Annotated in this window: 23 protein-coding genes and 1 pseudogene; 15 read left to right on the top strand and 9 right to left on the bottom strand. The window is 40.7% G+C overall.

The genetic code is table 11. The features are described 5' to 3' along the window. Positions 1-193 precede the first annotated feature (193 nt). Genes QM911_RS06585 through QM911_RS06560 form a run of 6 tightly spaced genes read right to left on the bottom strand, consistent with a single transcriptional unit; the run spans position 194 to position 2,761 of the window. Positions 194-733, bottom strand: a complete 540-nt coding sequence (locus QM911_RS06585) for a DUF3278 domain-containing protein (protein WP_414313477.1) — start codon at positions 731-733, stop codon at positions 194-196. Between the two features lie 25 nt (positions 734-758). After that, positions 759-1,094 (bottom strand): hypothetical protein, encoded by a 336-nt coding sequence (locus QM911_RS06580; RefSeq protein ID WP_414313476.1) that lies wholly within the window; start codon positions 1,092-1,094, stop codon positions 759-761. 10 nt (positions 1,095-1,104) lie between these two features. Further along, positions 1,105-1,647 (bottom strand): DUF3278 domain-containing protein, encoded by a 543-nt coding sequence (locus QM911_RS06575; protein WP_414313475.1) that lies wholly within the window; start codon positions 1,645-1,647, stop codon positions 1,105-1,107. A gap of 25 nt (positions 1,648-1,672) precedes the next feature. Next, entirely contained in the window at positions 1,673-1,999 is a 327-nt protein-coding gene (locus QM911_RS06570; protein ID WP_070460017.1) for a hypothetical protein, read from the bottom strand. Between the two features lie 10 nt (positions 2,000-2,009). Next, on the bottom strand, positions 2,010-2,552 hold the full coding sequence (locus tag QM911_RS06565) for a DUF3278 domain-containing protein (RefSeq protein WP_414313474.1): 543 nt from the start codon (positions 2,550-2,552) through the stop codon (positions 2,010-2,012). Positions 2,553-2,566: 14 nt separating this feature from the next. Then, complete coding sequence (locus tag QM911_RS06560; protein WP_006152985.1) at positions 2,567-2,761, bottom strand: helix-turn-helix transcriptional regulator; 195 nt, start codon at positions 2,759-2,761, stop codon at positions 2,567-2,569. 208 nt (positions 2,762-2,969) lie between these two features. On the opposite strand from QM911_RS06560, the gene QM911_RS06555 reads away from it, so the two are divergent. Further along, entirely contained in the window at positions 2,970-3,803 is an 834-nt protein-coding gene (locus QM911_RS06555; RefSeq protein ID WP_414313473.1) for a metallophosphoesterase family protein, read from the top strand. Between the two features lie 64 nt (positions 3,804-3,867). Here QM911_RS06555 and QM911_RS06550 read toward each other — a convergent pair whose 3' ends face one another. Next, positions 3,868-4,677: an amino acid ABC transporter substrate-binding protein gene (locus tag QM911_RS06550; RefSeq protein WP_414313472.1), complete on the bottom strand. Its 810-nt coding sequence runs from the start codon at positions 4,675-4,677 to the stop codon at positions 3,868-3,870. Positions 4,678-4,907: 230 nt separating this feature from the next. Between QM911_RS06550 and QM911_RS06545 the strand changes: the two genes are divergently transcribed. The 10 genes from QM911_RS06545 to pheT all read left to right on the top strand — a co-directional run bounded on the left by QM911_RS06545 (position 4,908) and on the right by pheT (position 15,516). After that, a complete protein-coding gene (locus QM911_RS06545) occupies positions 4,908-5,513 on the top strand; it encodes a nitroreductase family protein (protein WP_049502903.1) in 606 nt (201 codons plus the stop codon). Between the two features lie 9 nt (positions 5,514-5,522). Continuing rightward, complete coding sequence (gene pepV, locus QM911_RS06540; RefSeq protein WP_414313471.1) at positions 5,523-6,923, top strand: dipeptidase PepV; 1,401 nt, start codon at positions 5,523-5,525, stop codon at positions 6,921-6,923. Positions 6,924-6,973: 50 nt separating this feature from the next. Then, on the top strand, positions 6,974-7,564 hold the full coding sequence (locus QM911_RS06535; protein WP_414313470.1) for a uracil-DNA glycosylase family protein: 591 nt from the start codon (positions 6,974-6,976) through the stop codon (positions 7,562-7,564). Then, positions 7,561-7,842, top strand: coding sequence for a rhodanese-like domain-containing protein (locus tag QM911_RS06530; RefSeq protein WP_414313469.1), 282 nt, complete (start codon positions 7,561-7,563; stop codon positions 7,840-7,842). Before QM911_RS06535 ends, QM911_RS06530 begins: the two co-directional genes overlap by 4 nt. 162 nt (positions 7,843-8,004) lie before the next feature. Then, positions 8,005-9,330, top strand: a complete 1,326-nt coding sequence (gene brnQ / locus QM911_RS06525; protein ID WP_414313468.1) for a branched-chain amino acid transport system II carrier protein — start codon at positions 8,005-8,007, stop codon at positions 9,328-9,330. A gap of 97 nt (positions 9,331-9,427) precedes the next feature. Next, on the top strand, positions 9,428-10,465 hold the full coding sequence (locus QM911_RS06520) for a M42 family metallopeptidase (RefSeq protein ID WP_060955400.1): 1,038 nt from the start codon (positions 9,428-9,430) through the stop codon (positions 10,463-10,465). 1 nt (position 10,466) lies between these two features. Then, positions 10,467-10,928, top strand: coding sequence for an HIT family protein (locus QM911_RS06515; protein ID WP_414313467.1), 462 nt, complete (start codon positions 10,467-10,469; stop codon positions 10,926-10,928). 11 nt (positions 10,929-10,939) lie between these two features. Then, positions 10,940-11,656, top strand: coding sequence for an LD-carboxypeptidase LdcB/DacB (gene ldcB, locus QM911_RS06510; RefSeq protein WP_414313466.1), 717 nt, complete (start codon positions 10,940-10,942; stop codon positions 11,654-11,656). Positions 11,657-11,933: 277 nt separating this feature from the next. Next, on the top strand, positions 11,934-12,980 hold the full coding sequence (gene pheS, locus QM911_RS06505) for a phenylalanine--tRNA ligase subunit alpha (protein WP_000103748.1): 1,047 nt from the start codon (positions 11,934-11,936) through the stop codon (positions 12,978-12,980). 130 nt (positions 12,981-13,110) lie between these two features. Then, on the top strand, positions 13,111-15,516 hold the full coding sequence (gene pheT, locus QM911_RS06500; protein ID WP_414313465.1) for a phenylalanine--tRNA ligase subunit beta: 2,406 nt from the start codon (positions 13,111-13,113) through the stop codon (positions 15,514-15,516). A 114-nt stretch (positions 15,517-15,630) separates the two neighbouring features. On the opposite strand, the pseudogene QM911_RS06495 reads toward pheT, so the two are convergent. Together QM911_RS06495 and QM911_RS06490 are read right to left on the bottom strand one after the other, a co-directional pair. Beyond that, positions 15,631-16,477 (bottom strand): annotated as a pseudogene (locus tag QM911_RS06495) (IS630 family transposase). Positions 16,478-16,526: 49 nt separating this feature from the next. Next, positions 16,527-17,432, bottom strand: coding sequence for an alpha/beta fold hydrolase (locus QM911_RS06490; RefSeq protein WP_414313464.1), 906 nt, complete (start codon positions 17,430-17,432; stop codon positions 16,527-16,529). A 327-nt stretch (positions 17,433-17,759) separates the two neighbouring features. On the opposite strand from QM911_RS06490, the gene QM911_RS06485 reads away from it, so the two are divergent. From QM911_RS06485 to QM911_RS06470, 4 genes are all read left to right on the top strand, one after another. Further along, positions 17,760-18,653 carry an ABC transporter ATP-binding protein gene (locus QM911_RS06485; protein WP_414313478.1) on the top strand — a complete coding sequence of 298 codons (894 nt, stop codon included), beginning with the start codon at positions 17,760-17,762 and terminating at the stop codon, positions 18,651-18,653. Further along, complete coding sequence (locus QM911_RS06480; RefSeq protein WP_373114856.1) at positions 18,650-19,849, top strand: ABC transporter permease; 1,200 nt, start codon at positions 18,650-18,652, stop codon at positions 19,847-19,849. Before QM911_RS06485 ends, QM911_RS06480 begins: the two co-directional genes overlap by 4 nt. A 292-nt stretch (positions 19,850-20,141) precedes the next feature. After that, positions 20,142-20,717 carry a DNA-directed RNA polymerase subunit delta gene (gene rpoE, locus QM911_RS06475; protein WP_049502915.1) on the top strand — a complete coding sequence of 192 codons (576 nt, stop codon included), beginning with the start codon at positions 20,142-20,144 and terminating at the stop codon, positions 20,715-20,717. A 318-nt stretch (positions 20,718-21,035) separates the two neighbouring features. Beyond that, positions 21,036-22,643 carry a CTP synthase gene (locus QM911_RS06470; protein ID WP_414313463.1) on the top strand — a complete coding sequence of 536 codons (1,608 nt, stop codon included), beginning with the start codon at positions 21,036-21,038 and terminating at the stop codon, positions 22,641-22,643. Positions 22,644-22,752 lie beyond the last annotated feature (109 nt).

The following is a 22,752-nucleotide window of genomic DNA, read 5'->3' as shown; positions in this document are numbered from 1 at the left end:
GGTTTTAGGAACTTTGACAATTTTAAGAAACGAATTTTCATCGCTCTGAATATAAAAATGGAGAGGACAACGATTGTCCTCTCCAGATGTTAGCTTTTATTCAACCCACTACAGTTGACAATGAGCCGAAGTGTTAGGGGGTGTTCTTTCTGTTAGGTTGATAGCTATTATAACCAATAATCCAAGGAGTTTCTTACTTTTCCTTATGTAGTGATAGAAAGCTGTAGACCATAGTGCCAAAGATTGCTCCAATACTAAGACCAAAGACAAGTAAGGGTACCAATATCTCTGTTTGGATGATTTTTTCCAAGAAAGTTGACAGGGGCATCTGCTGCACGAAGAGTTTATGAAAGAGCAGCAGGGCAAATAGGCCAATCTCAATACTTATAAATACCAACCAACTACGAACTTTTATTTGATGTTTGCTGTAGGTTTTGTAGATGATTTCTGATTTGTCATCCTTTTCAAGATGAAGCTCTTGGACGGCTCTTTGAGCTTTTATACTCATGAACCAAATGAGTCCAAAATAGATGTAGGGCATAACATTTCGAACAATTTCTATAAAGCGTCCGAACAAGATATAGAACAGGAAGAGAATGAAGGAAGAGTAAAAGATTTGGACCATGGAACGGGCGCAAGCCTTGTAGATAACCTCTTGACGGCATTCATCAAAAGGCCCTTGTATATGAAAGAAATTTCGAAGTAAGCGAGTTGTTAAGTCTTCTTTTTTCATGGATGATTTCTCCTGAATGATAATGTTACTTTGTTTCTTTTACGAATTGATAGAGATAATAAAGATAAGTAATAGAAGAAGGGATAGCGATAGTTAGCAATAGATAATATTTCCAATCGCTTGAAATGAGCGTCAGTTGTAGTAAGGATAGAAAGGATAGAATCATAAAGAATAGTGCTAAGTTGAGTATGCGCGTTTTTTGGGAGTCGATCTTTAGATAAGTCAAACCTTTGTTGAGTGCTGGAACAAAGACTGGAAGGAGGACTATATCGTAGATTGGCAAGTTGCCTGAAACGATGATGAAGATGAGCAGTGAAGCAAACAAAAGATGATAGGTAAGTAAAGTTATTAGTGATTTCATAGGGGACCTCCTAATCGTCGTCCTGATCTTCCTTGGCTTTTTGAATGCGAAGAGTGACGACAATATGCACTGTTAATCCGAAAAAGAAGGCTGCAACGATGGTTGACAAGATGCTTCTGGTATTCAGAAGAGAGGTAAGATAGCTCTTGCTATCATCCATTAGGATATCGAGAAGTGGCATTCCAAACAACATGGCTATTCCATAGCCAAGACCAGCTTTAAGACCAGGATTACGTAACTGTTTCTTTTCTTTCTGGTTCAACACGTCAGGATCAATAGCAGCAAGACCAGTTTTTGTAGTTTGACTAGTGACATAGATAGCACAAACCAAGGAAAGCAGAAAGATAATGATTGGATATCCAAAAGCGACTACTTGGGGATATCTAAAAGCAAGTACAAAGGGAATAAGATTGCCTAAAGTCATGAGGTAAAAGAGAATCATAAAGATTTTATTTCCGATGTGCTCAGCTTCGCGCCGTTTGTGTTCATCAAGTGGCCCTGAAATGCCATAGATACGTTTGATCAGTTTTTCATAGAGGGGTTCTTTTTTCATGGGTGATTTCTCCTAAATGACAATGTTACTTTGTTTCTTTTACGAATTGATAGAGACAATAGAGATAAGTGATAGAAGAAAGGCTGGCGATAGTTAGCAATAGATAATATTTCCAATCGTTTGAAATAACCGTCAGTTGTGGCAAGGATATAATCATAAAGCATAGTGCTAAGTTGAGTATGCGCGTTTTTTGGGAATCTATCTTTAGATAAGTCAGTCCTTTGTTGAGTGCTGGAACAAAGACAAGAACAAGGACGGTATCGTAGATGGGCAAGTTCCCTGAAATGATGATGAAGGCGAGTAGAGAACTGAACAAAAGATGATAGGTAAGTAACGTTACTAGTGATTTCATAGGGTACCTCCTAATCCTTATCCTGCTCTTTTTTAGCTCTTGCAATGTGACGGGAGATGAGGAACTGTATGCTCGCTCCGAAGAATATAGAACCGAAAATGCTTGCTAAACCATTTCTTATAGTGAGAAGAGAATGGAAATAGTCCTGACCTTCACCAGTAATTATATGGAGAAGAGGGGTTATAAAAAACATCCATAGGCCAAAGAATAAACCCGCTTTAAGACCAGAGTAGTGTAGTTGCTTATTTTCTTTCTCACTTAACATATCTGGTTCAATAGTTGTAATCCCTGTTTTTTGCATTTGGTAGGTGACATAGCCAGCAGCGATGAGGGCAATCACTAAAATCAGAGGAGGATAGACTAGAGCCACTAGTTGAGGAAATTGATAGGCCAGAACAAGCGGAATAAGATTGCCGAAAATCATCAGATAAAAGAGAATCATAAAGACTTTATTTCCGATGCGGTCAGCTTCGCGCCGTTTGTATTCGTCCAGTGGATCAGAAATACCGTAAGTGCGTTTGATGAGCTTTTCAGTGAAGGTTTCTTTTTTCATTTTTCTTCTCCTTTTTAAAAATCATCCTCCCAAAAGAGACTGTTGAGGTCAGTTTGGAGGCTTCGAGCGAGATTGAGACAGAGTTCCAGGGTAGGATTGTACTTGTCGTTCTCAATCATGTTGATAGTTTGCCTAGAGACACCGATATCCTTGGCAAGTTCGAGTTGGGACTTTCCAAGTTCCTTGCGGAATTCTTTCACACGATTCATGCTTCCTCCTTTTTAGATTATGTCGTATATATTTGACTATAGTATATTCTTTTAAGAACATAATGTCAACTATTTTTGACATATTTTTAAAAGAATCTTGGTGATAATATTTCTAGGTGAAAATCTTCTAGCGATTTTATGCTATAATGAAGAAAAATAAGAGTGAGTTGGATATCCTGAATGCTATCCAATAAAGAAAGAGCAGAAAATGAACCATAAGATTGCAATTTTATCAGACATTCATGGCAACACGACCGCCTTAGCTGGAGTGCTTGAGGATGCTAAAAATTTGGGAGCGACTGAATATTGGCTTCTGGGAGATATTTTTCTTCCTGGGCCGGGAGCAAATGACTTGGTGGCTCTTTTGAAAGACCTTCCCATTACAGCATCCGTTCGAGGCAACTGGGATGATTGTGTCTTAGAGGCTTTAGATGGGCAATATGGTTTAGAGGATCCCCAAGAAATTCAGCTTCTCAGGATGACCCAATATCTGATGGAGGACCTAAAGCCAGAGTATATTGATTGGTTGAGAAAGCTACCTATGGTAGCCAAGAAAGAAGTCGATGGCTTGCGCTTTTCTCTTTCTCATAATTTGCCTGAGAAAAATTATGGTGGTGATTTGCTGGTTGAAAATAATACCGAAAAATTTGACCAGCTACTTGATGAAACTACTGATGTAGCCGTCTATGGGCATGTCCATAAACAACTTCTACGTTATGGTAGTCAAGGTCAACAAATCATCAATCCAGGTTCGATTGGTATGCCTTATTTTGACTGGGAAGGGCTGAAAAATCACCGAGCCCAGTATGCCTTACTTGAGGTTGAAAATGGTGAATTGGTCAATATCCAATTTCGTAAGGTTGCCTATGATTATGAAGCAGAGCTAGAATCAGCCAAGGAAAAAGGACTTCCTTTTATCGAAATGTATGAAGAATTGCGACGAGAAGACAATTACCAAGGCCATAATAGAGACTTGCTGGCTAGACTGAATGAAAAATATGGATATGTCGAGGATGTCAAAAATTATTTTGATTTTTTGTAAGAGTTGCTTTAACGAACAAATACTAAATAAAACGATTGGACTAGCCAATCGTTTTTAATATATCTTATTGTAATTGAGATTGATCTGCTAGGTAAGAACCACCGAGATAAGTTTTGCTGAGTTTTTCAAGGGTTCCATCTTGGTAGAATTCTTTAAGGACCTTGTCAAATTGTTCTTTAAATTCTTTTTGGTCACTTGAAAAGATGATGTAGTTGTTTGGATTATCATTGCTCTCCAAGTCGACTACGTTCAAGTCTAAACCTCGGTCTTGGATAATCTTTTGAACAGAGATTTTATCAAAGATTAGGAAATCAAACTCACCATTAGAGAGGTCGGTCAGGCGCTTAGCCACATCTTCACCAGAGTATTGGATAGTGGCAGGATTGTCGGAGTGATTTTGATTCCAGTCTGTAACAACCTTTGCAGTAGAAGTTCCTGTATCATCCTGAGTAGTTTTACCAGCGATGTCTTGAAGAGAAGTAAGAGCCTTGTCTTTTCTGCTCACAAGAACTAAAGGATTTTTAGCGATAGGTAGTGAGTAAAGATATTTGTCGGCTCTTTCTTTGGTATAGCTCAAGTTGTTGGCAGCAGCTTGGTAACGGCCAGCGTCCACTCCAGGGAAGATACTTTCCCAAGCTGTTTTTTGAAATTCAATCTTGTATTGATCCAATTTTTCATCGACTGCTTTTAAAACTTCAACATCATATCCAGTTAGGCTTCCATCTTTTTCAAAGTCAAAAGGTGGGATGTCTCCAGCAGTTGCTACGACAATGGTTTTAGGACTAGTAGTGAAAGTAGAAGTACTTTCTTGTTTAGATTGTCCACAGGCAACCAACAAGGGACTAATAGCAAATAATAAGAATAATTTTCTCATGAGAGTCTCCTTTACTTAATGGTATCTAGCTTATCAGACAATCGATCAAATAGCCAATATATATTTTTTATGGACGTGATAGAGAATTATTATAATTTCCAGTTTGAGTCTATAATTAAAATTCAAACCAGATAAGAAAAAGATAATTTCTTTCACTAATGAAAAATCTCTGCAAGCTCTTTCAGAATGTGGTAAAATGGAAGCAATAGAAATAGAAAAGGAAATCAATTATGAAATTTCTTGAGTTAAATAAAAAACGTCATGCGACCAAGCATTTTATTGATAAACCTGTCGATCCGAAGGATGTTCGTACAGCTATCGAAATCGCAACCTTGGCACCAAGCGCTCACAACAGTCAACCTTGGAAATTTGTCGTGGTTCGTGAGAGAAATGCTGAACTAGCAAAATTGGCTTACGGTTCAAACTTTGAGCAAGTAGCATCTGCACCTGTAACCATTGCCTTGTTTACAGATACAGACTTAGCCAAACGCGCCCGCAAGATTGCTCGTATTGGTGGTGCCAATAATTTCTCAGAAGAGCAGCTTCAATATTTTATGAAAAATCTTCCAGCAGAGTTTGCGCGCTACAATGAACAACAAGTCAGCGACTACTTGGCCCTTAATGCAGGGTTAGTAGCTATGAACTTGGTCCTTGCTTTGACTGACCAAGGAATCGGATCAAACATTATCCTTGGTTTTGACAAATCAAAAGTCAATGAAGTCTTGGAAATCGAAGAACGCTTCCGTCCAGAGCTCTTGATTACAGTGGGATACACAGATGAGAAGTTGGAACCAAGCTACCGCTTGCCGGTAGATGAAATTATCGAAAAAAGATAGGAAGAAAAAATGACAGTTATTAATTTTACAGCAGAAGTAGAAAAACGTAAAGAAGACCTCTTGGCTGACTTGTTTAGCCTTTTGGAAATCAACTCAGAACGTGATGACAGTAAGGCCGATGCCGAGCATCCATTTGGACCTGGTCCAGTAAAAGCCTTGGAAAAATTCCTTGAAATCGCAGACCGTGATGGCTACCCAACAAAAAATGTCGACAATTATGCAGGACATTTTGAGTTTGGTGAAGGAGAAGAAGTTCTCGGAATCTTTGCCCACATGGACGTAGTGCCAGCAGGTAGCGGTTGGGACACTGACCCTTACACTCCAACTATCAAAGATGGTCGTCTTTATGCGCGTGGTGCTTCTGACGATAAGGGTCCTACTACAGCATGTTACTATGGTTTGAAAATCATCAAAGAATTGGGACTTCCAACTTCTAAGAAAGTTCGTTTCATCGTGGGAACAGACGAAGAATCAGGTTGGGCAGATATGGACTACTACTTTGAGCATGTAGGACTTGCAAAACCAGACTTTGGCTTCTCTCCAGATGCTGAATTCCCTATCATCAATGGTGAAAAAGGAAACATCACTGAATACCTTCACTTTGCCGGTGAAAATACTGGTTCAGTTCGTCTTCACAGCTTCACAGGTGGTTTGCGTGAAAACATGGTTCCTGAATCAGCAACAGCAGTCGTTTCAGGTGACTTAGCTGACTTGCAAGGGAAACTAGACGCTTTCGTTGCAGAGCACAAACTCAGAGGAGACATCCAAGAAGAGAACGGTCAGTACAAGGTGACTGTAATTGGTAAATCAGCCCATGGTGCTATGCCTGCTTCTGGTGTCAATGGTGCGACTTACCTTGCTCTCTTCCTTAGCCAATTTGCTTTTGAAGGACCTGCAAAAGACTACCTTGACATTGCTGGTAAGATTCTCTTGAATGACCACGAAGGTAAAAACTTGAAAGTAGCTCATGTGGATGAAAAAATGGGTGCCCTTTCTATGAATGCGGGTGTCTTCCGCTTTGACGAAGCAAGTGTTGATAATACCATTGCCCTTAACTTCCGTTATCCAAAAGGAACAAGCCCAGAGCAAATCAAGTCAGTTCTTGAAACCTTGCCAGTTGCTTCAGTTAGCCTTTCTGAACATGGTCACACTCCTCACTATGTGCCAATGGAAGATCCACTCGTTCAAACCTTGTTGAATGTTTACGAAAAACAAACAGGTCTTCAAGGTCACGAACAAGTCATCGGTGGTGGAACATTTGGACGTTTGTTAGAGCGTGGTGTAGCCTACGGTGCTATGTTCCCAGATTCTATCGATACCATGCACCAAGCCAACGAATTTATCGCCTTGGACGATCTTTTCCGTGCAGCAGCCATCTACGCTGAAGCTATCTACGAATTGATCAAATAATGATATAGAAGTCTGAGATTGTATGCTTAGACTTCTTTTTGGAGGAGAAAATGTCTCAAATTGAAAGAATCAAGCAAGCTATCATAGAGGATCCACAGAATGCCAGCTATACTGAGCAAGGCATCGAGCCACTCTTTGCAGCACCAAAAACAGCTCGTATCAATATCATTGGCCAGGCGCCAGGTCTCAAAACCCAAGAAGCAGGGCTATACTGGAAGGATAAAAGTGGGGACCGCTTGCGCGAATGGTTGGGTGTGGATGAAGACACCTTTTACAATTCAGGTTACTTTGCAGTCATGCCCATGGATTTCTACTTTCCAGGTCATGGGAAATCGGGTGACCTGCCACCTCGTCCAGGTTTTGCAGAAAAATGGCATCCAGAACTCTTGAAGGAGTTACCAGATATTCAATTAACACTCTTGATTGGGCAGTATGCCCAAGCCTACTACCTACATGAGAAAGTTAGTGGCAAGGTGACAGACCGTGTGCATCGGTTCAAGGATTATTTGCCTGATTATTTCCCTCTTGTACACCCATCACCACGTAATCAAATTTGGATGAAAAAAAATCCTTGGTTTGAGGAAGAAGTGGTGCCTGACTTGAAAGATAGAATCCAAAAAATTCTCGGAGAAGAAAAATGAAAGAAATTACTTTTAACGATTTTTACCAACTTTACCAGAATAGCTCACTTTCTGTATTGGATGTGAGAGAAGTAGAGGAATTTGAAGCTCTTCATTTAGAAGGTGCTCGTAATTTCCCTCTCAGTCAACTGGCAGATACTTATGAGCAACTAGATAAAGATAATCTTTACTATGTGATTTGTAAATCAGGAATGCGTTCAGCACGCGCTTGTCAATTTCTTGCAGAGCAGGGCTACGAAGTTATCAATGTCCAAGGTGGCATGGATGCTTTAGAATAAGAAAAACTCCCTTTGAGACCAAAATAAAAAAGTTTCAAGGGGAATTTATTTGCTCTAAAATTCGGAAAATTGAAAACATTTTAGAATTATTTCGTGACAGCCTTTTCTAGCCTTTAATCATGTTATACTAAGAAAGTATTTTATTTTTAATAAGGAGAGTTTATGGCTAAAAAAGGTGCTTTAACAGGATTACTCCTGTTTGGAATATTTTTTGGAGCAGGTAACTTGATTTTCCCTCCAACTCTGGGCGCGCAGTCTGGAGAAAACTTCCTTCCTGCCATTGCAGGATTTGTATTTTCAGGTGTTGGGATTGCCGTCCTAACCTTGATCATTGGGACCCTCAATCCGAAGGGCTATATCTATGAAATTTCTAAGAAAATTTCTCCATGGTTTGCGACGATTTATCTTGCAGTTTTGTACTTGTCGATTGGTCCATTCTTTGCCATTCCACGTACAGCAACAACATCGTTTGAGGTCGGTATTAGTCCCCTTCTAGCTGAAGCAGATAAGGGTTTAGGTTTGATTGTCTTTACCATTCTCTACTTTGTTGCAGCCTATTTAATCGCCCTTAATCCTTCAAAGATTTTGGATCGTATTGGACGAATCTTGACTCCAGTATTTGCGATTTTGATTGTTGTTTTGGTTATCCTTGGGGCCTTTAAATATGGTGGGAACGCACCGCAAGCAGCATCAGGTGCCTATCAAACTTCAGCTTTTGGTGCAGGTTTCCTTGAGGGATATAATACACTTGATGCGCTTGCTTCCGTTGCCTTTAGTGTTATCGCTGTTCAAACCTTGAAACAGCTTGGATTTTCAAGTAAGAAAGAATACATTTCAACTATTTGGGTCGTTGGAATCGTTGTAGCTTTAGGATTTAGTGCTTTATACATTGGCCTAGGTTTCCTTGGAAATCATTTCCCAGTACCAGCTGAAGTGATGAGTGAAGGAACTCCAGGAGTTTATATCTTGTCACAAGCAACGCAAGAAATCTTTGGATCGACAGCTCAGCTTTTCCTTGCAGTCATGGTAACTGTGACTTGTTTCACAACAACTGTAGGCTTGATTGTATCAACAGCTGAATTCTTTAACGGACGTTTCCCACAAATCAGCTACAAGGTTTATGCAACTGTCTTTACCTTGATTGGTTTTGCTATTGCAAACCTTGGTTTGAGTGCCATTATCAAGTACTCTGTACCAGTTCTCGTTATTCTGTATCCAATTACGATTACCATTGTTATGATTGTGATTGTGAACAAGTTTGTACCACTTTCAAAACCAGGTATGCAGTTGACTGTTGGTCTGGTCACAGCTATTGCCGTTGCCAGTGTATTAGGGTCTACATTTAAGATTGACTTTCTTGTAAATATCGTGAACGCTCTACCATTTGCTAAGGCTTCATTGCCATGGTTGGTACCAGCGATTATCGGAATTTTACTTTCTCTTGTTCTTCCAAATAAACAAGAAAGTGAAGCTTTTGAAATGGAATAATCACTAAAATCACTTTTGTAGCTAAGTCTACAGGAGTGATTTTCTTTTTTTATCCGATGATAAATGTGTTATAATAGGTAGCAAAAGAGGTGAAAAAATGAATCAAACTGTAGAATATATCAAAGAACTAACCGCTATTGCGTCACCAACAGGTTTTACGCGTGAAATTACGAATTATTTAGTTGAGACGCTTGAAAAACTAGGTTATCAACCTGTCCGTACTGCTAAAGGTGGGGTGAATGTTACCATTAAAGGTAAAAATGATGAGCAGCAGCGCTATGTGACTGCCCATGTGGATACCTTGGGAGCTATCGTTCGCGCTGTTAAACCAGATGGTCGTCTCAAGATGGATCGTATTGGTGGCTATCCTTGGAACATGATTGAAGGCGAAAACTGCACGGTCCATGTAGCTAGCACAGGTAAAACCGTATCAGGTACGATTTTGATCCACCAAACTTCTTGCCATGTCTATAAGGATGCGGGAACAGCTGAACGCACTCAGGACAATATGGAAGTGCGTTTGGATGAAAAAGTAACCAATGAAAAAGAAACACGCGCACTCGGTATCGAGGTTGGTGATTTTATCAGCTTTGACCCACGAACTGTCGTGACTGAGACAGGCTTTATCAAGTCTCGTCATTTGGATGACAAGGTCAGTGCAGCTATTCTCCTCAATCTCCTCAAAGTATACAAAGAAGAAGGGATTGAACTTCCTGTCACTACGCATTTTGCCTTTTCAGTCTTTGAAGAAGTGGGGCATGGTGCTAACTCAAGCATCCCTAGTCAAGTTGTCGAATATCTAGCTGTGGATATGGGAGCAATGGGAGATGATCAGCAGACGGATGAGTACACAGTCTCTATCTGTGTTAAGGATGCTTCAGGTCCTTACCACTATGAATTCCGTCAACATTTGGTTGCTCTAGCAAAAGAGCAAGATATTCCATTTAAACTAGATATCTATCCATTTTACGGTTCGGATGCTTCGGCAGCGATGTCTGCAGGTGCAGAAGTCAAACACGCCCTTCTAGGGGCAGGTATCGAGTCAAGCCATTCTTATGAGCGTACTCATATTGATTCTGTAGTGGCTACTGAGCGTATGGTGGATGCTTATCTCAAGAGTGAGTTGGTGGACTGAGATGTGCTTGATTTGTGATCGAATTGAACTCATCAAGTCTGGTGATAATCCCTACTTTGTAAAAGAACTGGAAACAGGCTATGTTGTCATCGGAGACCACCAGTATTTTGAAGGTTACACTCTATTCTTAGCCAAGGAACATGTCACAGAACTACATCATCTAGATCCAAGTGTCAAACGTCAATTTTTAGAGGAAATGAGTCTGGTGCAGGAAGCTGTTTCTAAAGCTTTTTCTGCTGAAAAGATGAATGTAGAGTTGTTGGGAAATGGAGATGCCCATGTTCATTGGCATATTTTTCCGAGACGTGAGGGTGATATGAAGGGACACGGTCTTAATGGTCGTGGTCCAGTCTGGTGGGTTCCATGGGAAGAAATGATTGCTGAAGAATATCAGGTTAAGGGAATCAAATTAGAAAATTTGATTGCGACCTTATCAGAGACTTTAAACCAGATGATTAAATGAAAGGATAACAGATGAAAAAAAGATACCTTATCTTATCAGGATTATTAGCTTTGACATTGGCAGCTTGTTCACAAGAAAAATCAACAACTACAGAGGCCAAGTCTTCTGCAGAGCAATCAACTGTACAAGAAGGAACCGCGAGAAGTAAGTCTCAGGAAGCTAGTCAAAAGAAAGCAGAAGTGGTTAACAAAGGAGATCACTACAGCATTCAAGGCAAGTACGATGAGATTGTTGTGGCTAATAAGCATTATCCTATGTCAAAAGATTACAATCCTGGAGAAAATCCTACCGCAAAGGCAGAACTGTTAAAACTCATTGCAGCTATGCAACAAGCAGGTTTCCCAATTAGTGACCACTATAGTGGGTTTAGAAGTTATGAAACTCAAACTCAGCTTTATCAGAACTATGTAAATAAAGATGGCAAGGCTGAAGCTGACCGCTATTCTGCAAGACCTGGTTATAGTGAACACCAAACTGGTTTAGCTTTTGATCTGATTGGAACAAATGGAGACCTAGTCACTGAAGAAAAGGCAGCCCAATGGCTATTGGACCATGCGGCTGACTATGGCTTTGTCGTTCGTTACCTCAAAGGTAAGGAAAAGGAGACGGGTTATATGGCTGAGGAATGGCACCTTCGCTATGTTGGTAAAGAAGCCAAAGAAATTGCAGCAAGTGGCCTCAGTTTGGAAGAGTATTACGGCTTTGAAGGTGGAGACTATGTTGATTAGTCGCAAAACATCTTGCAAGAATGCTTGAAATTTGATAAAATGAATAATAATTAAATAGGAATCTGCAAGACTAGTATCTCAGGGGAAGTATATCAGGGAGGGGAGCCGCGACTGAAAGCTCTCTATATGAAAGCTGGGTGAATTCACTTGCTTATGGATTCAGAAATAAAGGTCTGACTTGTCAGATGAAAACGGATGGTACCGCGTGTCAACGCTCCGAATGGAGTTTTTGGCATGTGGTTTTCTTTTTATCTCACGAGTGACTGATGGAGGAATTATGTCAACTATTGAAGAACAATTAAAAGCGCTTCGTGAAGAAACGCTAGCTAGCTTGAAGCAGATTACTGCTGAAAATGAAAAAGAGATGCAAGAATTGCGTGTCTCAGTCCTTGGTAAAAAAGGGTCACTGACTGAAATCCTTAAAGGGATGAAAGACGTTTCTGCTGAAATGCGCCCTGTTATCGGAAAACACGTCAATGAGGCTCGTGACGTCCTAACAGCTGCCTTTGAAGAAACAGCTAAGCTCTTGGAAGAAAAGAAAGTGGAAGCTCAACTAGCAAGTGAAAGCATTGATGTGACACTTCCAGGTCGTCCAGTTGCGACTGGTCACCGTCACGTTCTTACACAAACTAGTGAAGAAATTGAAGATATTTTCATCGGTATGGGTTACCAAGTTGTGGATGGATTTGAAGTGGAGCAAGATTACTACAACTTTGAACGCATGAATCTTCCAAAAGACCACCCAGCTCGTGATATGCAGGACACTTTCTATATCACAGAAGAAATCTTGCTCCGTACCCACACGTCTCCAGTTCAGGCGCGTGCGATGGATGCCCATGATTTTTCTAAAGGTCCTTTGAAGATGATCTCACCAGGACGTGTGTTCCGTCGTGATACAGACGATGCAACCCACAGTCACCAATTCCACCAAATCGAAGGCTTGGTTGTTGGGAAAAACATCTCTATGGCCGATCTTCAAGGAACTCTTCAGTTGATTGTACAAAAAATGTTTGGCGAAGAGCGCCAGATTCGTCTGCGTCCATCTTACTTCCCGTTCACAGAGCCGTCTGTTGAAGTTGACGTTTCATGCTTCAAGTGTGGAGGAGACGGCTGTAACGTATGTAAGAAAACTGGTTGGATTGAGATTATGGGTGCCGGCATGGTTCACCCACGTGTCCTTGAGATGAGTGGTATCGATGCGACTGTTTACTCTGGTTTTGCCTTTGGTCTTGGTCAAGAGCGTGTAGCCATGCTTCGCTACGGAATCAACGATATCCGTGGATTCTACCAAGGAGATGTCCGCTTCTCAGAACAGTTTAAATAAGATTGAAACATGAAACACAATCCTATACAGTTCTAGTCATTTCCTCTCGGTGAGAAATGGCAAGAGCTTACTCGAAGAAAAAGAAAGGAATTGAAAAGGTCTCGATTGATGAGATCTTACGATCAGAATTATGTTAGTATCATACAAATGGTTAAAAGAATTGGTGGACATTGATGTGCCATCACAAGAGTTGGCTGAGAAAATGTCAACTACAGGGATCGAAGTAGAAGGTGTTGAATCACCGGCTGCCGGTCTCTCAAAAATTGTTGTCGGGGAAGTCTTGTCTTGTGAAGATGTGCCAGAAACTCACCTCCATGTTTGTCAGGTTAACGTTGGCGAAGAAGAAGCCCGTCAAATCGTCTGTGGAGCACCAAATGTGCGTGCAGGCATCAAGGTCATGGTGGCACTTCCAGGTGCTCGTATTGCTGACAACTACAAGATCAAAAAAGGAAAAATCCGTGGCTTAGAGTCACTTGGAATGATCTGTTCTCTTGGTGAATTGGGGATTTCTGATTCCGTTGTACCTAAGGAATTTGCAGATGGTATCCAAATCTTGCCTCAAGATGCCATTCCTGGGGATGAAGTCTTCTCTTATCTAGACTTGGATGATGAAATCATCGAACTTTCTATCACTCCAAACCGTGCAGATGCTCTTTCTATGCGTGGAGTTGCTCACGAAGTGGCAGCCATCTATGACAAGGCAGTCAACTTTAAAGAATTCAGTTTAACAGAAACAGACCAAGCTACAGCCGATGCTCTTTCTGTCAGCATTGACACAGACAAGGCGCCTTATTATGCAGCTCGTATCTTGGACAATGTGACGATTGCACCAAGTCCACAATGGCTGCAAAATCTCCTCATGAACGAAGGCATCCGTCCAATCAATAACGTAGTTGACGTGACAAACTACATCCTGCTTTACTTTGGTCAACCGATGCATGCCTTTGACTTGGATACCTTTGAAGGAAACGAGATCCGTGTGCGTGAAGCACGTGCTGGTGAAAAATTGGTAACCTTGGATGGTGAAGAACGTGAGTTGGAAACAAATGACTTAGTGATCACTGTTGCTGATAAACCAGTAGCTCTTGCTGGTGTCATGGGTGGTCAGGCTACAGAAATCTCTGAAAAATCTACTCGTGTCGTCCTTGAAGCTGCAGTTTTCAATGGCAAATCTATCCGTAAGACTAGTGGTCGCCTCAACCTTCGTTCAGAATCTTCTTCTCGCTTTGAAAAAGGCATCAACGTGGCAACTGTCAATGAAGCCCTTGATGCGGCAGCCAGCATGATTGCAGAGCTTGCAGGTGCAACAGTACGTAAGGGCATTGTTTCAGCAGGTGAGCTTGACACTTCTGATGTGGAAGTTTCTTCAACTCTTGCTGATGTCAACCGTGTCCTCGGTACAGAGCTTTCATTTGCTGATGTTGAAGATGTCTTCCGTCGCCTTGGCTTCGGTCTTTCTGGAAATGCAGAAGCCTTCACTGTCAGCGTCCCTCGTCGTCGTTGGGACATCACTATCGAAGCGGATCTTTTTGAAGAAATCGCTCGTATCTATGGTTATGACCGCTTGCCAACCAGTCTTCCAAAAGACGATGGTACCGCTGGTGAATTGACTGCGACACAAAAACTCCGTCGTCAAGTTCGTACCATTGCAGAAGGAGCAGGCTTGACAGAAATCATCACCTACGCTCTAACAACTCCTGAAAAAGCGGTTGAATTTACGATTCAGCCAAGTCATTTGACAGAGCTCATGTGGCCAATGACAGTGGACCGTTCAGTTCTCCGTCAAAATATGGTTTCAGGTATTTTGGATACAGTTGCCTACAACGTAGCACGTAAGAATAAAAACTTGGCTCTTTATGAGATTGGAAAAGTTTTCGAACAAACAGGAAATCCAAAAGAAGAACTTCCAAATGAGATTAACAGCTTTGCCTTTGCCTTGACTGGCTTAGTCGCTGAAAAAGACTTCCAAACAGCAGCAGTTCCTGTTGACTTCTTCTATGCTAAGGGAATTTTGGAAGCTCTCTTTGCTCGCTTGGGTCTTGAAGTGACTTATACAGCAACTTCTGAAATTGCTAGTCTTCACCCAGGACGTACAGCCTTGATCTCACTCGGTGACCAAGTCCTTGGTTTCCTCGGCCAAGTACATCCTGTTACAGCCAAGGCTTACGATATTCCAGAAACTTATGTAGCAGAGCTCAACCTTTCAGCTATTGAAACAGCTCTTCAACCAGCCGCTCCATTTGTGGAAATCACCAAATTCCCAGCGGTGAGCCGTGATATCGCCCTTCTCCTCAAGGCAGAAGTCACTCACCAAGAAGTTGTAGATGCTATCCAGGCTGCAGGCGTGAAACGATTGACAGATATCAAACTTTTTGACGTTTTCTCAGGCGAAAAATTGGGACTAGGTATGAAGTCAATGGCTTATAGCTTGACCTTCCAAAATCCAGAAGATAACTTGACTGACGAAGAAGTCGCACGCTACATGGAAAAAATCCAGGCATCACTCGAAGAAAAAGTGAATGCAGAAGTGCGTTAAAAATTTTCAATCCATCCCTAGGGATGGATTTTTTAGTAGAAAAAATCATCAAGCTTTAGCCTGATGATTGAATCAAATTGACGGGGAAACAACTCCTTTTTAATACTGTTATAGTCATTTAGTTTTAAAAAAGCACTCTAAACATTCAAAGATATTTGGAACTTCCCTTAATAAATTTGTCACTTTCTTTTTCAAGACAGCTCAAGCTTGCTCAATGGGATTCAAATCTGGTGAATAAGGTGGTAGAGGTAAGAAAAAGTGTTTATCTTTGACGCAAAGTTCATCCAAAATCTTCTTGGGATGAAAACTAGCATTGTCCATGACAATGACATGAGGTGTCTTCAAAGCAGGCAGGAGTTGCGTTTTGAACCACTTCACAAAGAAGTCGCTCGTCATGCTTTCCTTGTAAATCATAGGAGCTATAAACTCTCCATCTACTTGTCCTGCAACAATTGAAGTCCGCTCAAAACGCCGTCCATTAATCTTTTCATAGACTTTCTCTCCTCTAGGAGCCCGTGCATGAGAACGATAGAGGTAGCGGTCGATTCCTGTTTCGTCAATATATACGACTGGTAAATCTTTTAGATTATCCAAAATATTAAGAAATTCAGCGACTTTCTCTGGATCTTGTTCCTTAAAGCTAGTCGTCTTTTTTTAAAGTGACATTGATCTGCTTTAAAGCTGCCCATACTGAAGGAACAGCACAATCAAAATGTGCCGCAATTTCCCGTAAAAAAGCATCTGGATGAGCCTCTACAAAGGCCTTCAACTCCTCCAAAGGAATCTTTCGGCTTTTGGCGACTCTCTTTTTCCGCTCTAAGTGCCCTTGTTCACGTAATTTCTTTTCCCATGTGAAGAGAGTTCTGACGCCAACATCAAAAACTTTGGATGCCTCGACATGGCTGTGTCCCTCTTTGATGTAATTTAATGCTCGTTGTTTAAAATCTGTACTATATGCCATAGCTTTATTATAACATGTATTTTATAAACTAAGTGACTATACAAGAAAATCAGACATCGATGTTTTTTGTCATCCAATCAGCTATGAAGTGATAGGTATCGTTTCGATTATTCTCGTTTAGAATTTCGTGACGAGCCTCTTCAACTAATCGAAGGCTTACTTTCGAATGTGAAGCCTTTAGGAGTTTTACAAATCTCTCTATACCTTTGCCATTTTCACCTAGAGGGTCTTCTTGTCCTGAAATAACGAGAATGGGGAGTTGAGCTGGAATCTCATCGATTACCTGCTTACTAGCTACTTGATTAGAGAAGTAAAAAATGGATCTGTACATAGGAATAGTAGGGATGAATTGACAGAATGGATCCTTCAGATAAGCTTGGTTAGATTCTTCATTTTTTGAGAGCCAATCTACGGATGTTTTAGGATTTTTAATACTACGGTTAAAACTGTCAGTGGACAGGTAGGTTAGAAGTTTACTACGGTGTTTATTCCCTTTTATAAGTCGGATGCATTCTGTTAGGATGAGAGCAAATCGAGTTAGAAACTGAGGTTGTTGACCAGTCGCCATGATAATCAAGGCATTGATAGGTGGTTTTCGTTTAGCTACATAATAGCGACACATAAGAGAACCCATAGAATGCCCTAGAAGGACGATTGGAAGTTCTGGATAGCTTTCTTGAATAAAAGAGGTCACTCTTTCAATATCATCGATGAGTTCCTCGGGAGATTCAGGAAAGACTCCGAGTTGACTTGGATTTTGAGCAGTAAAACCATGGCCGAGATGATCATGGCCGATAACAGTAAAGCCTTCTTTATTCATGGCTAGAGCAAATTCTTCATATCGTTCCACGTACTCTACCATTCCATGTACAAGCTGAAGAACGGCTTTTGGCTGTTCAGCTTCCCAAATGATTAAGTTATTGTTGTTTGGTTCGAGTTTAAGTCTTTTTTTCATATCAGATTCCTTGCCGATGATAATCTATAGTCTATCAAAAATATACCATAAAATAGCACGATAAGCTAGGCAGGATGATGAAGATTGCTAGTAACAATTCAGGACTGAAAATGAACATTTGAGGACATAGCCAACGGATTTATCAAGAAATGAGTATAATAAATTTATCACTTAAAATCTGGAGGACTAAAATGCTTGGTGATAAGCTAATAAAGTTCCTATCCAGAAAATATCCTTCTTGAAATCAAGATTTAAAAATGTACATAAATCATTGTAAAGGCTGTCAAAAAGGAGTATAATGAGTGCAATAAATTTCGGAGGTGGATGATGCTCGAAGTAAGAAATCTAGAGAAAAGTTTTGGACCTAAGCAAGTTTTGTTTGGTGTTGACTTTCAAGCACGACCAGGTCGTATTTTGGGGCTGGTTGGGAAAAATGGAGCTGGGAAAACAACTATTTTTCACAGTATTTTGAAATTTTTAGACTATCAAGGGGAGATTGAGCTTGATGGTCAAGATATTCGTCAGGAGACTTATGCTCGCATTGGTTATCTCCCTGAAGAACGTAGTCTTATGCCTAAATTGACAGTCCTTGAACAAGTTCGTTACTTGGCGACCCTAAAAGGCATGGACACCAAGGAAATCAAAGAAAAACTCCCTCAATGGATGGAAAAACTGGAAGTCAAGGGAAAACTGACGGACAAGATTAAGAGTCTCTCAAAAGGAAATCAACAGAAGATTCAGTTGATTATCACTTTGATTCATGAACCCGACTTGATTATCCTAGATGAGCCTTTTAGTGGCTTGGATCCAGTCAATACCGAACTTCTTAAGCGGGTTATCTTGAAAGAAAAAGAGCGTGGAGCAACCATTATCTTTTCTGACCATGTCATGACCAATGTCGAAGAACTTTGTGATGATATCCTGATGATTCGTGATGGGCGTGTGGTCTTGCATGGACCGGTTCAGGATGTCCGCAATCAATACGGGAAAACACGACTTTTTGTTTCAAGTGAACGAAGCAAGGAAGAACTGGAGGGTCTTCCTCATGTCAAACAGGTTAGCTTGACCAAGCAAGGTAGTTGGAAGTTGATTTTAGATGATGAAAGTGCAGGTAGAGAACTCTTCCCAATCTTGACTCAAGGTCAATATATCGCGACTTTTGACCAACAAGCTCCAACAATCGATGAAATCTTTAAATTAGAATCAGGGGTGGAAGTATGAGAAATATGTGGGTTGTAATCAAAGAAACCTATCTAAGACATGTCAAGTCGTGGAGTTTCTTCTTTATGGTGATTTCGCCTTTCCTCTTTTTAGGTCTATCTGGAGGAATTGGTGTTCTCCAAGGTTCTTCCTTGGCTCAAAATAGTAAGGTAGCATTAGTTAGTTCTGTTCCTCTTGTTACAGAAGAACTTAAATCGACCAATGGTCTTAACTTTGACTATAAGGATGAAGCGAGTGCCCAAGAAGCCATCAAGGATGAAAAAATAAAAGGCTATCTAACCATTGACCAGGAGAACAGTGTCCTCAAGGCAATCTATCATGGTGAAACTTCACTAGAGAGTGGCATTAAGTTAGTAGTGACCGCTAAGTTGAATGAACTCCAATCCCAACTCAACCGTTCAGAAGCAAATTTGTCTCAGGAACAGGAAAAACGCTTGGCTCAAACGGTTCAATTTACAGAACAGATTGATGAAGCCAAGGAAAATAAAAAGTTGGTTCAAACCTTTGCGGCCGCAGGACTGGGTTTCTTCCTCTATATGATTTTGATTACTTACGCTAGTGTCACTGCTCAAGAAGTAGCCAGCGAGAAAGGAACCAAAATCATGGAAGTGGTCTTCTCAAGCATTCGTGCTAGCCATTATTTCTACGCACGCATGATTGCCTTACTTCTTGTGATTTTGACTCATATTGGTATTTATGTCGTTGGTGGTCTTGGAGCTATCTTATTCTTTAAGGATATGCCTATCTTGGCTAATTCAGGTATTCTAAATCACTTGGGAGAGGCTTTCTCGCTTAACACCTTATTATTTATCTTAGTCAGTCTCTTCATGTATGTAGTCTTGGCAGCCTTCTTAGGTTCCATGGTTTCTCGTCCCGAAGATGCAGGAAAGGCCTTGTCTCCGTTGATGATTTTAATAATAGCTGGTTTTGTTGGCGTTACTGCACTAGGAGCTGCAGGAGACAATTTGATTTTGAAAATCGGTTCTTATATTCCTTTCATTTCGACCTTCTTTATGCCTTTTAGAGCTATCAATGGCTATGCAAATGGTATGGAAGCTTGGATTTCCCTTATGATTACGATTGCTTTTGCGGTAACTGCAACCATCTTTATCGGACGGATGTATGCTAGTCTGGTCCTTCAAACGGATGATTTAGGTATCTGGAAAACCTTTAAACGAGCTTTAAGTTATAAATAAAGTATCGGACCTGTGAGTGTATCTCCCAGGTCTTTTATACTCTTCGAAAATCTCTTCAAACCACGTCAGCTTCCATCTGCAACCTCAAAACAGTGTTTTGAGCAGCCTGTGGCTAGCTTCCTAGTTTGCTCTTTGATTTTCATTGAGTATTAATTAGCTGAAATATTTCACATTTATTTCTCCTAAACCTTTGACTATTAGGCAAAATTATCGTACAATAAAGAGTACATGATAAAATGAGATCAGAGTTTATCTACTCTGACGTTAGTAGTAAAAAATGAGGAGAAACGCTTTGGAATTAGAAGTATTTGCTGGGCAAGAAAAAAGTGAACTATCTATGATTGAGGTGGCTCGTGCCATCTTGGAACTCCGTGGTCGTGATCACGAAATGCATTTTAGTGATTTGGTTAATGAAATCCAAAACTATCTCGGTACCTCTAATAGCGATATTCGTGAAGCTTTGCCTTTGTTCTATACAGAGTTGAACTTTGACGGTAGCTTTATCTCACTTGGAGATAACAAATGGGGCCTTCGTTCATGGTATGGAGTTGATGAAATCGATGAGGAAATCATTGCTCTTGAAGAAAGTGATGATGAAGAAGTAGCACCTAAGGCTAAGAAAAAACGTGTCAACGCCTTTATGGATGGTGATACAGATGCTATTGATTACAGTGCAGATGATCCTGAAGATGAGGACGCCTACGAAGAAGATCCAGCTCTTTCTTATGATGATGAAAATCCAGATGATGAGAAGAATGAAGTGGAAGCCTACGATGCTGAAATCAATGAAATCGCCCCAGATGATCTAGATGAAGAAGTCGATCTTAATGAAGAAGACGACGAAGACTCTGAAGAAGAGGAAGAATAAAAATAAAAAGGAGTTGGAGCTGGAATCGGTCTATCAAGTCTCGATTTCCTAGTCCAGCTTTTTTGTATTAGTCTGAATTAGTTTTATAAGCTGGAATGCGCCAAGTCAACGATTTGTTCTATTTGACAAATGCTTCATTTTGAGGTAACATATTGTTCGGGCACCTCTTTTAGAGGTCGGAGCTCCCTAGTTATTAGGGAGCTATTTTTGTTTTTTCCAGGAAGCTTTTCTTCTTGGGGTGTAGTTATTGATGAAGGTCTTGTTTTCTCAATCCCCTGTTAGTAAACAAGACCTTGAGCATTTTAGAAAGAGGAATCTATGTCTACGAAATATATTTTTGTCACTGGTGGTGTGGTATCGTCTATTGGGAAAGGGATCGTTGCAGCGAGCCTTGGGCGTCTTTTGAAAAACCGTGGTTTGAAGGTGACCATTCAAAAATTTGACCCTTATATCAATATTGACCCAGGAACCATGAGCCCTTACCAGCACGGAGAAGTATTTGTAACAGATGATGGGGCTGAGACAGATTTGGACCTAGGTCACTATGAACGTTTCATCGATATCAATCTTAACAAATACTCAAACGTGACAACTGGTAAAATCTACAGCGAAGTTCTTCGTAAGGAACGTCGCGGTGAGTATTTGGGTGCAACTGTCCAAGTTATTCCTCATATTACAGATGCCTTGAAAGAAAAAATCAAGCGTGCTGCTCTTACGACAGATTCTGATGTCATTATTACAGAGGTTGGTGGAACAGTCGGCGATATCGAGTCCCTTCCATTCTTAGAAGCTCTTCGTCAGATGAAGGCAGATGTGGGTGCAGATAATGTCATGTATATCCATACAACCTTGCTTCCTTACCTCAAGGCATCTGGTGAAATGAAAACCAAACCAACTCAACACTCTGTCAAGGAATTGCGTGGTTTGGGAATCCAACCAAATATGTTGGTTATCCGTACTGAAAAGCCAGCTGGACAAGGAATTAAAAATAAACTAGCCCAGTTCTGTGATGTGGCACCAGAAGCAGTTATTGAGTCCTTGGACGTGGATCATCTTTACCAAATCCCACTTAATCTGCAAGCACAAGGTATGGATCAAATTGTTTGTGACCATTTGAAAATTGATGCACCTGCAGCAGATATGACAGAGTGGTCAGCTATGGTTGACAAGGTCATGAATCTCAACAAACAAGTCAAGATTGCTCTTGTTGGTAAGTATGTTGAGTTGCAAGATGCCTACATCTCAGTTGTTGAAGCTTTGAAACACTCTGGTTATGCCAATGATGCAGAAGTCAAGATTGATTGGGTCAATGCTAACGATGTGACAGCTGACAATGTGGCAGAACTTCTATCTGACGCTGACGGAATCATCGTTCCAGGTGGTTTTGGCCAACGTGGAACAGAAGGTAAGATTGAAGCGATTCGCTATGCGCGTGAAAATGATGTACCGATGCTTGGAGTCTGCTTGGGTATGCAGTTGACCTGTATCGAGTTTGCCCGTAATGTCTTAGGTCTTGAAGGAGCTAATTCAGCAGAGCTAAATCCTGATACCAAATACCCTATCATCGATATCATGCGTGATCAGATTGATGTTGAGGACATGGGTGGTACCCTTCGTTTGGGACTTTATCCTTCTAAGTTAAAACGTGGTTCTAAGGCAGCGGCAGCTTATCATAACAAAGAGGTGGTGCAACGCCGTCACCGTCACCGTTATGAGTTTAACAATGCTTTTCGTGAACAGTTTGAAGGAGCAGGTTTTGTCTTTTCAGGAGTGTCACCAGATAATCGTTTGGTAGAAATTGTTGAAATCCCAGAAAACAAATTCTTTGTGGCTTGTCAGTACCATCCAGAGCTATCAAGTCGTCCAAACCGCCCAGAAGAACTCTACACTGCTTTTGTAACAGCAGCGGTTGAAAATAGTAAATAGTCATGATTAAACCTTTGAGAGTCGTCTCAGAGGTTTTTCCTATATAAATTTAGGATATCACTTGCAAAAAAATATCATAGTGATATAATTAACATGAATAAAAACAGGA

Source organism: Streptococcus infantis (genome assembly GCF_047460825.1).
GTDB classification, from domain to species: Bacteria; Bacillota; Bacilli; order Lactobacillales; family Streptococcaceae; genus Streptococcus; species Streptococcus infantis_V.
The sequence above is the reverse complement of the archived record's forward strand: the minus strand, read 5'-3'. Positions and strand labels throughout refer to the sequence as shown.

Bases quoted from the DNA above. Each gene is read 5' to 3' on its own strand.
- QM911_RS06580 (WP_414313476.1), bottom strand. From the start codon at position 1,094: ATGAAATCACTAATAACTTTACTTACCTATCATCTTTTGTTTGCTTCA.
- brnQ (WP_414313468.1), top strand. From the start codon at position 8,005: ATGGCTAAAAAAGGTGCTTTAACAGGATTACTCCTGTTTGGAATATTT.
- QM911_RS06485 (WP_414313478.1), top strand. From the start codon at position 17,760: ATGCTCGAAGTAAGAAATCTAGAGAAAAGTTTTGGACCTAAGCAAGTT.
- QM911_RS06480 (WP_373114856.1), top strand. From the start codon at position 18,650: ATGAGAAATATGTGGGTTGTAATCAAAGAAACCTATCTAAGACATGTC.
- QM911_RS06575 (WP_414313475.1), bottom strand. From the start codon at position 1,647: ATGAAAAAAGAACCCCTCTATGAAAAACTGATCAAACGTATCTATGGC.
- QM911_RS06470 (WP_414313463.1), top strand. From the start codon at position 21,036: ATGTCTACGAAATATATTTTTGTCACTGGTGGTGTGGTATCGTCTATT.
- pheT (WP_414313465.1), top strand. From the start codon at position 13,111: ATGTTAGTATCATACAAATGGTTAAAAGAATTGGTGGACATTGATGTG.
- pepV (WP_414313471.1), top strand. From the start codon at position 5,523: ATGACAGTTATTAATTTTACAGCAGAAGTAGAAAAACGTAAAGAAGAC.
- QM911_RS06535 (WP_414313470.1), top strand. From the start codon at position 6,974: ATGTCTCAAATTGAAAGAATCAAGCAAGCTATCATAGAGGATCCACAG.
- QM911_RS06565 (WP_414313474.1), bottom strand. From the start codon at position 2,552: ATGAAAAAAGAAACCTTCACTGAAAAGCTCATCAAACGCACTTACGGT.
- QM911_RS06570 (WP_070460017.1), bottom strand. From the start codon at position 1,999: ATGAAATCACTAGTAACGTTACTTACCTATCATCTTTTGTTCAGTTCT.
- QM911_RS06585 (WP_414313477.1), bottom strand. From the start codon at position 733: ATGAAAAAAGAAGACTTAACAACTCGCTTACTTCGAAATTTCTTTCAT.
- QM911_RS06555 (WP_414313473.1), top strand. From the start codon at position 2,970: ATGAACCATAAGATTGCAATTTTATCAGACATTCATGGCAACACGACC.
- QM911_RS06520 (WP_060955400.1), top strand. From the start codon at position 9,428: ATGAATCAAACTGTAGAATATATCAAAGAACTAACCGCTATTGCGTCA.
- QM911_RS06530 (WP_414313469.1), top strand. From the start codon at position 7,561: ATGAAAGAAATTACTTTTAACGATTTTTACCAACTTTACCAGAATAGC.
- ldcB (WP_414313466.1), top strand. From the start codon at position 10,940: ATGAAAAAAAGATACCTTATCTTATCAGGATTATTAGCTTTGACATTG.
- QM911_RS06545 (WP_049502903.1), top strand. From the start codon at position 4,908: ATGAAATTTCTTGAGTTAAATAAAAAACGTCATGCGACCAAGCATTTT.
- pheS (WP_000103748.1), top strand. From the start codon at position 11,934: ATGTCAACTATTGAAGAACAATTAAAAGCGCTTCGTGAAGAAACGCTA.
- QM911_RS06515 (WP_414313467.1), top strand. From the start codon at position 10,467: ATGTGCTTGATTTGTGATCGAATTGAACTCATCAAGTCTGGTGATAAT.
- QM911_RS06560 (WP_006152985.1), bottom strand. From the start codon at position 2,761: ATGAATCGTGTGAAAGAATTCCGCAAGGAACTTGGAAAGTCCCAACTC.
- QM911_RS06550 (WP_414313472.1), bottom strand. From the start codon at position 4,677: ATGAGAAAATTATTCTTATTATTTGCTATTAGTCCCTTGTTGGTTGCC.
- QM911_RS06490 (WP_414313464.1), bottom strand. From the start codon at position 17,432: ATGAAAAAAAGACTTAAACTCGAACCAAACAACAATAACTTAATCATT.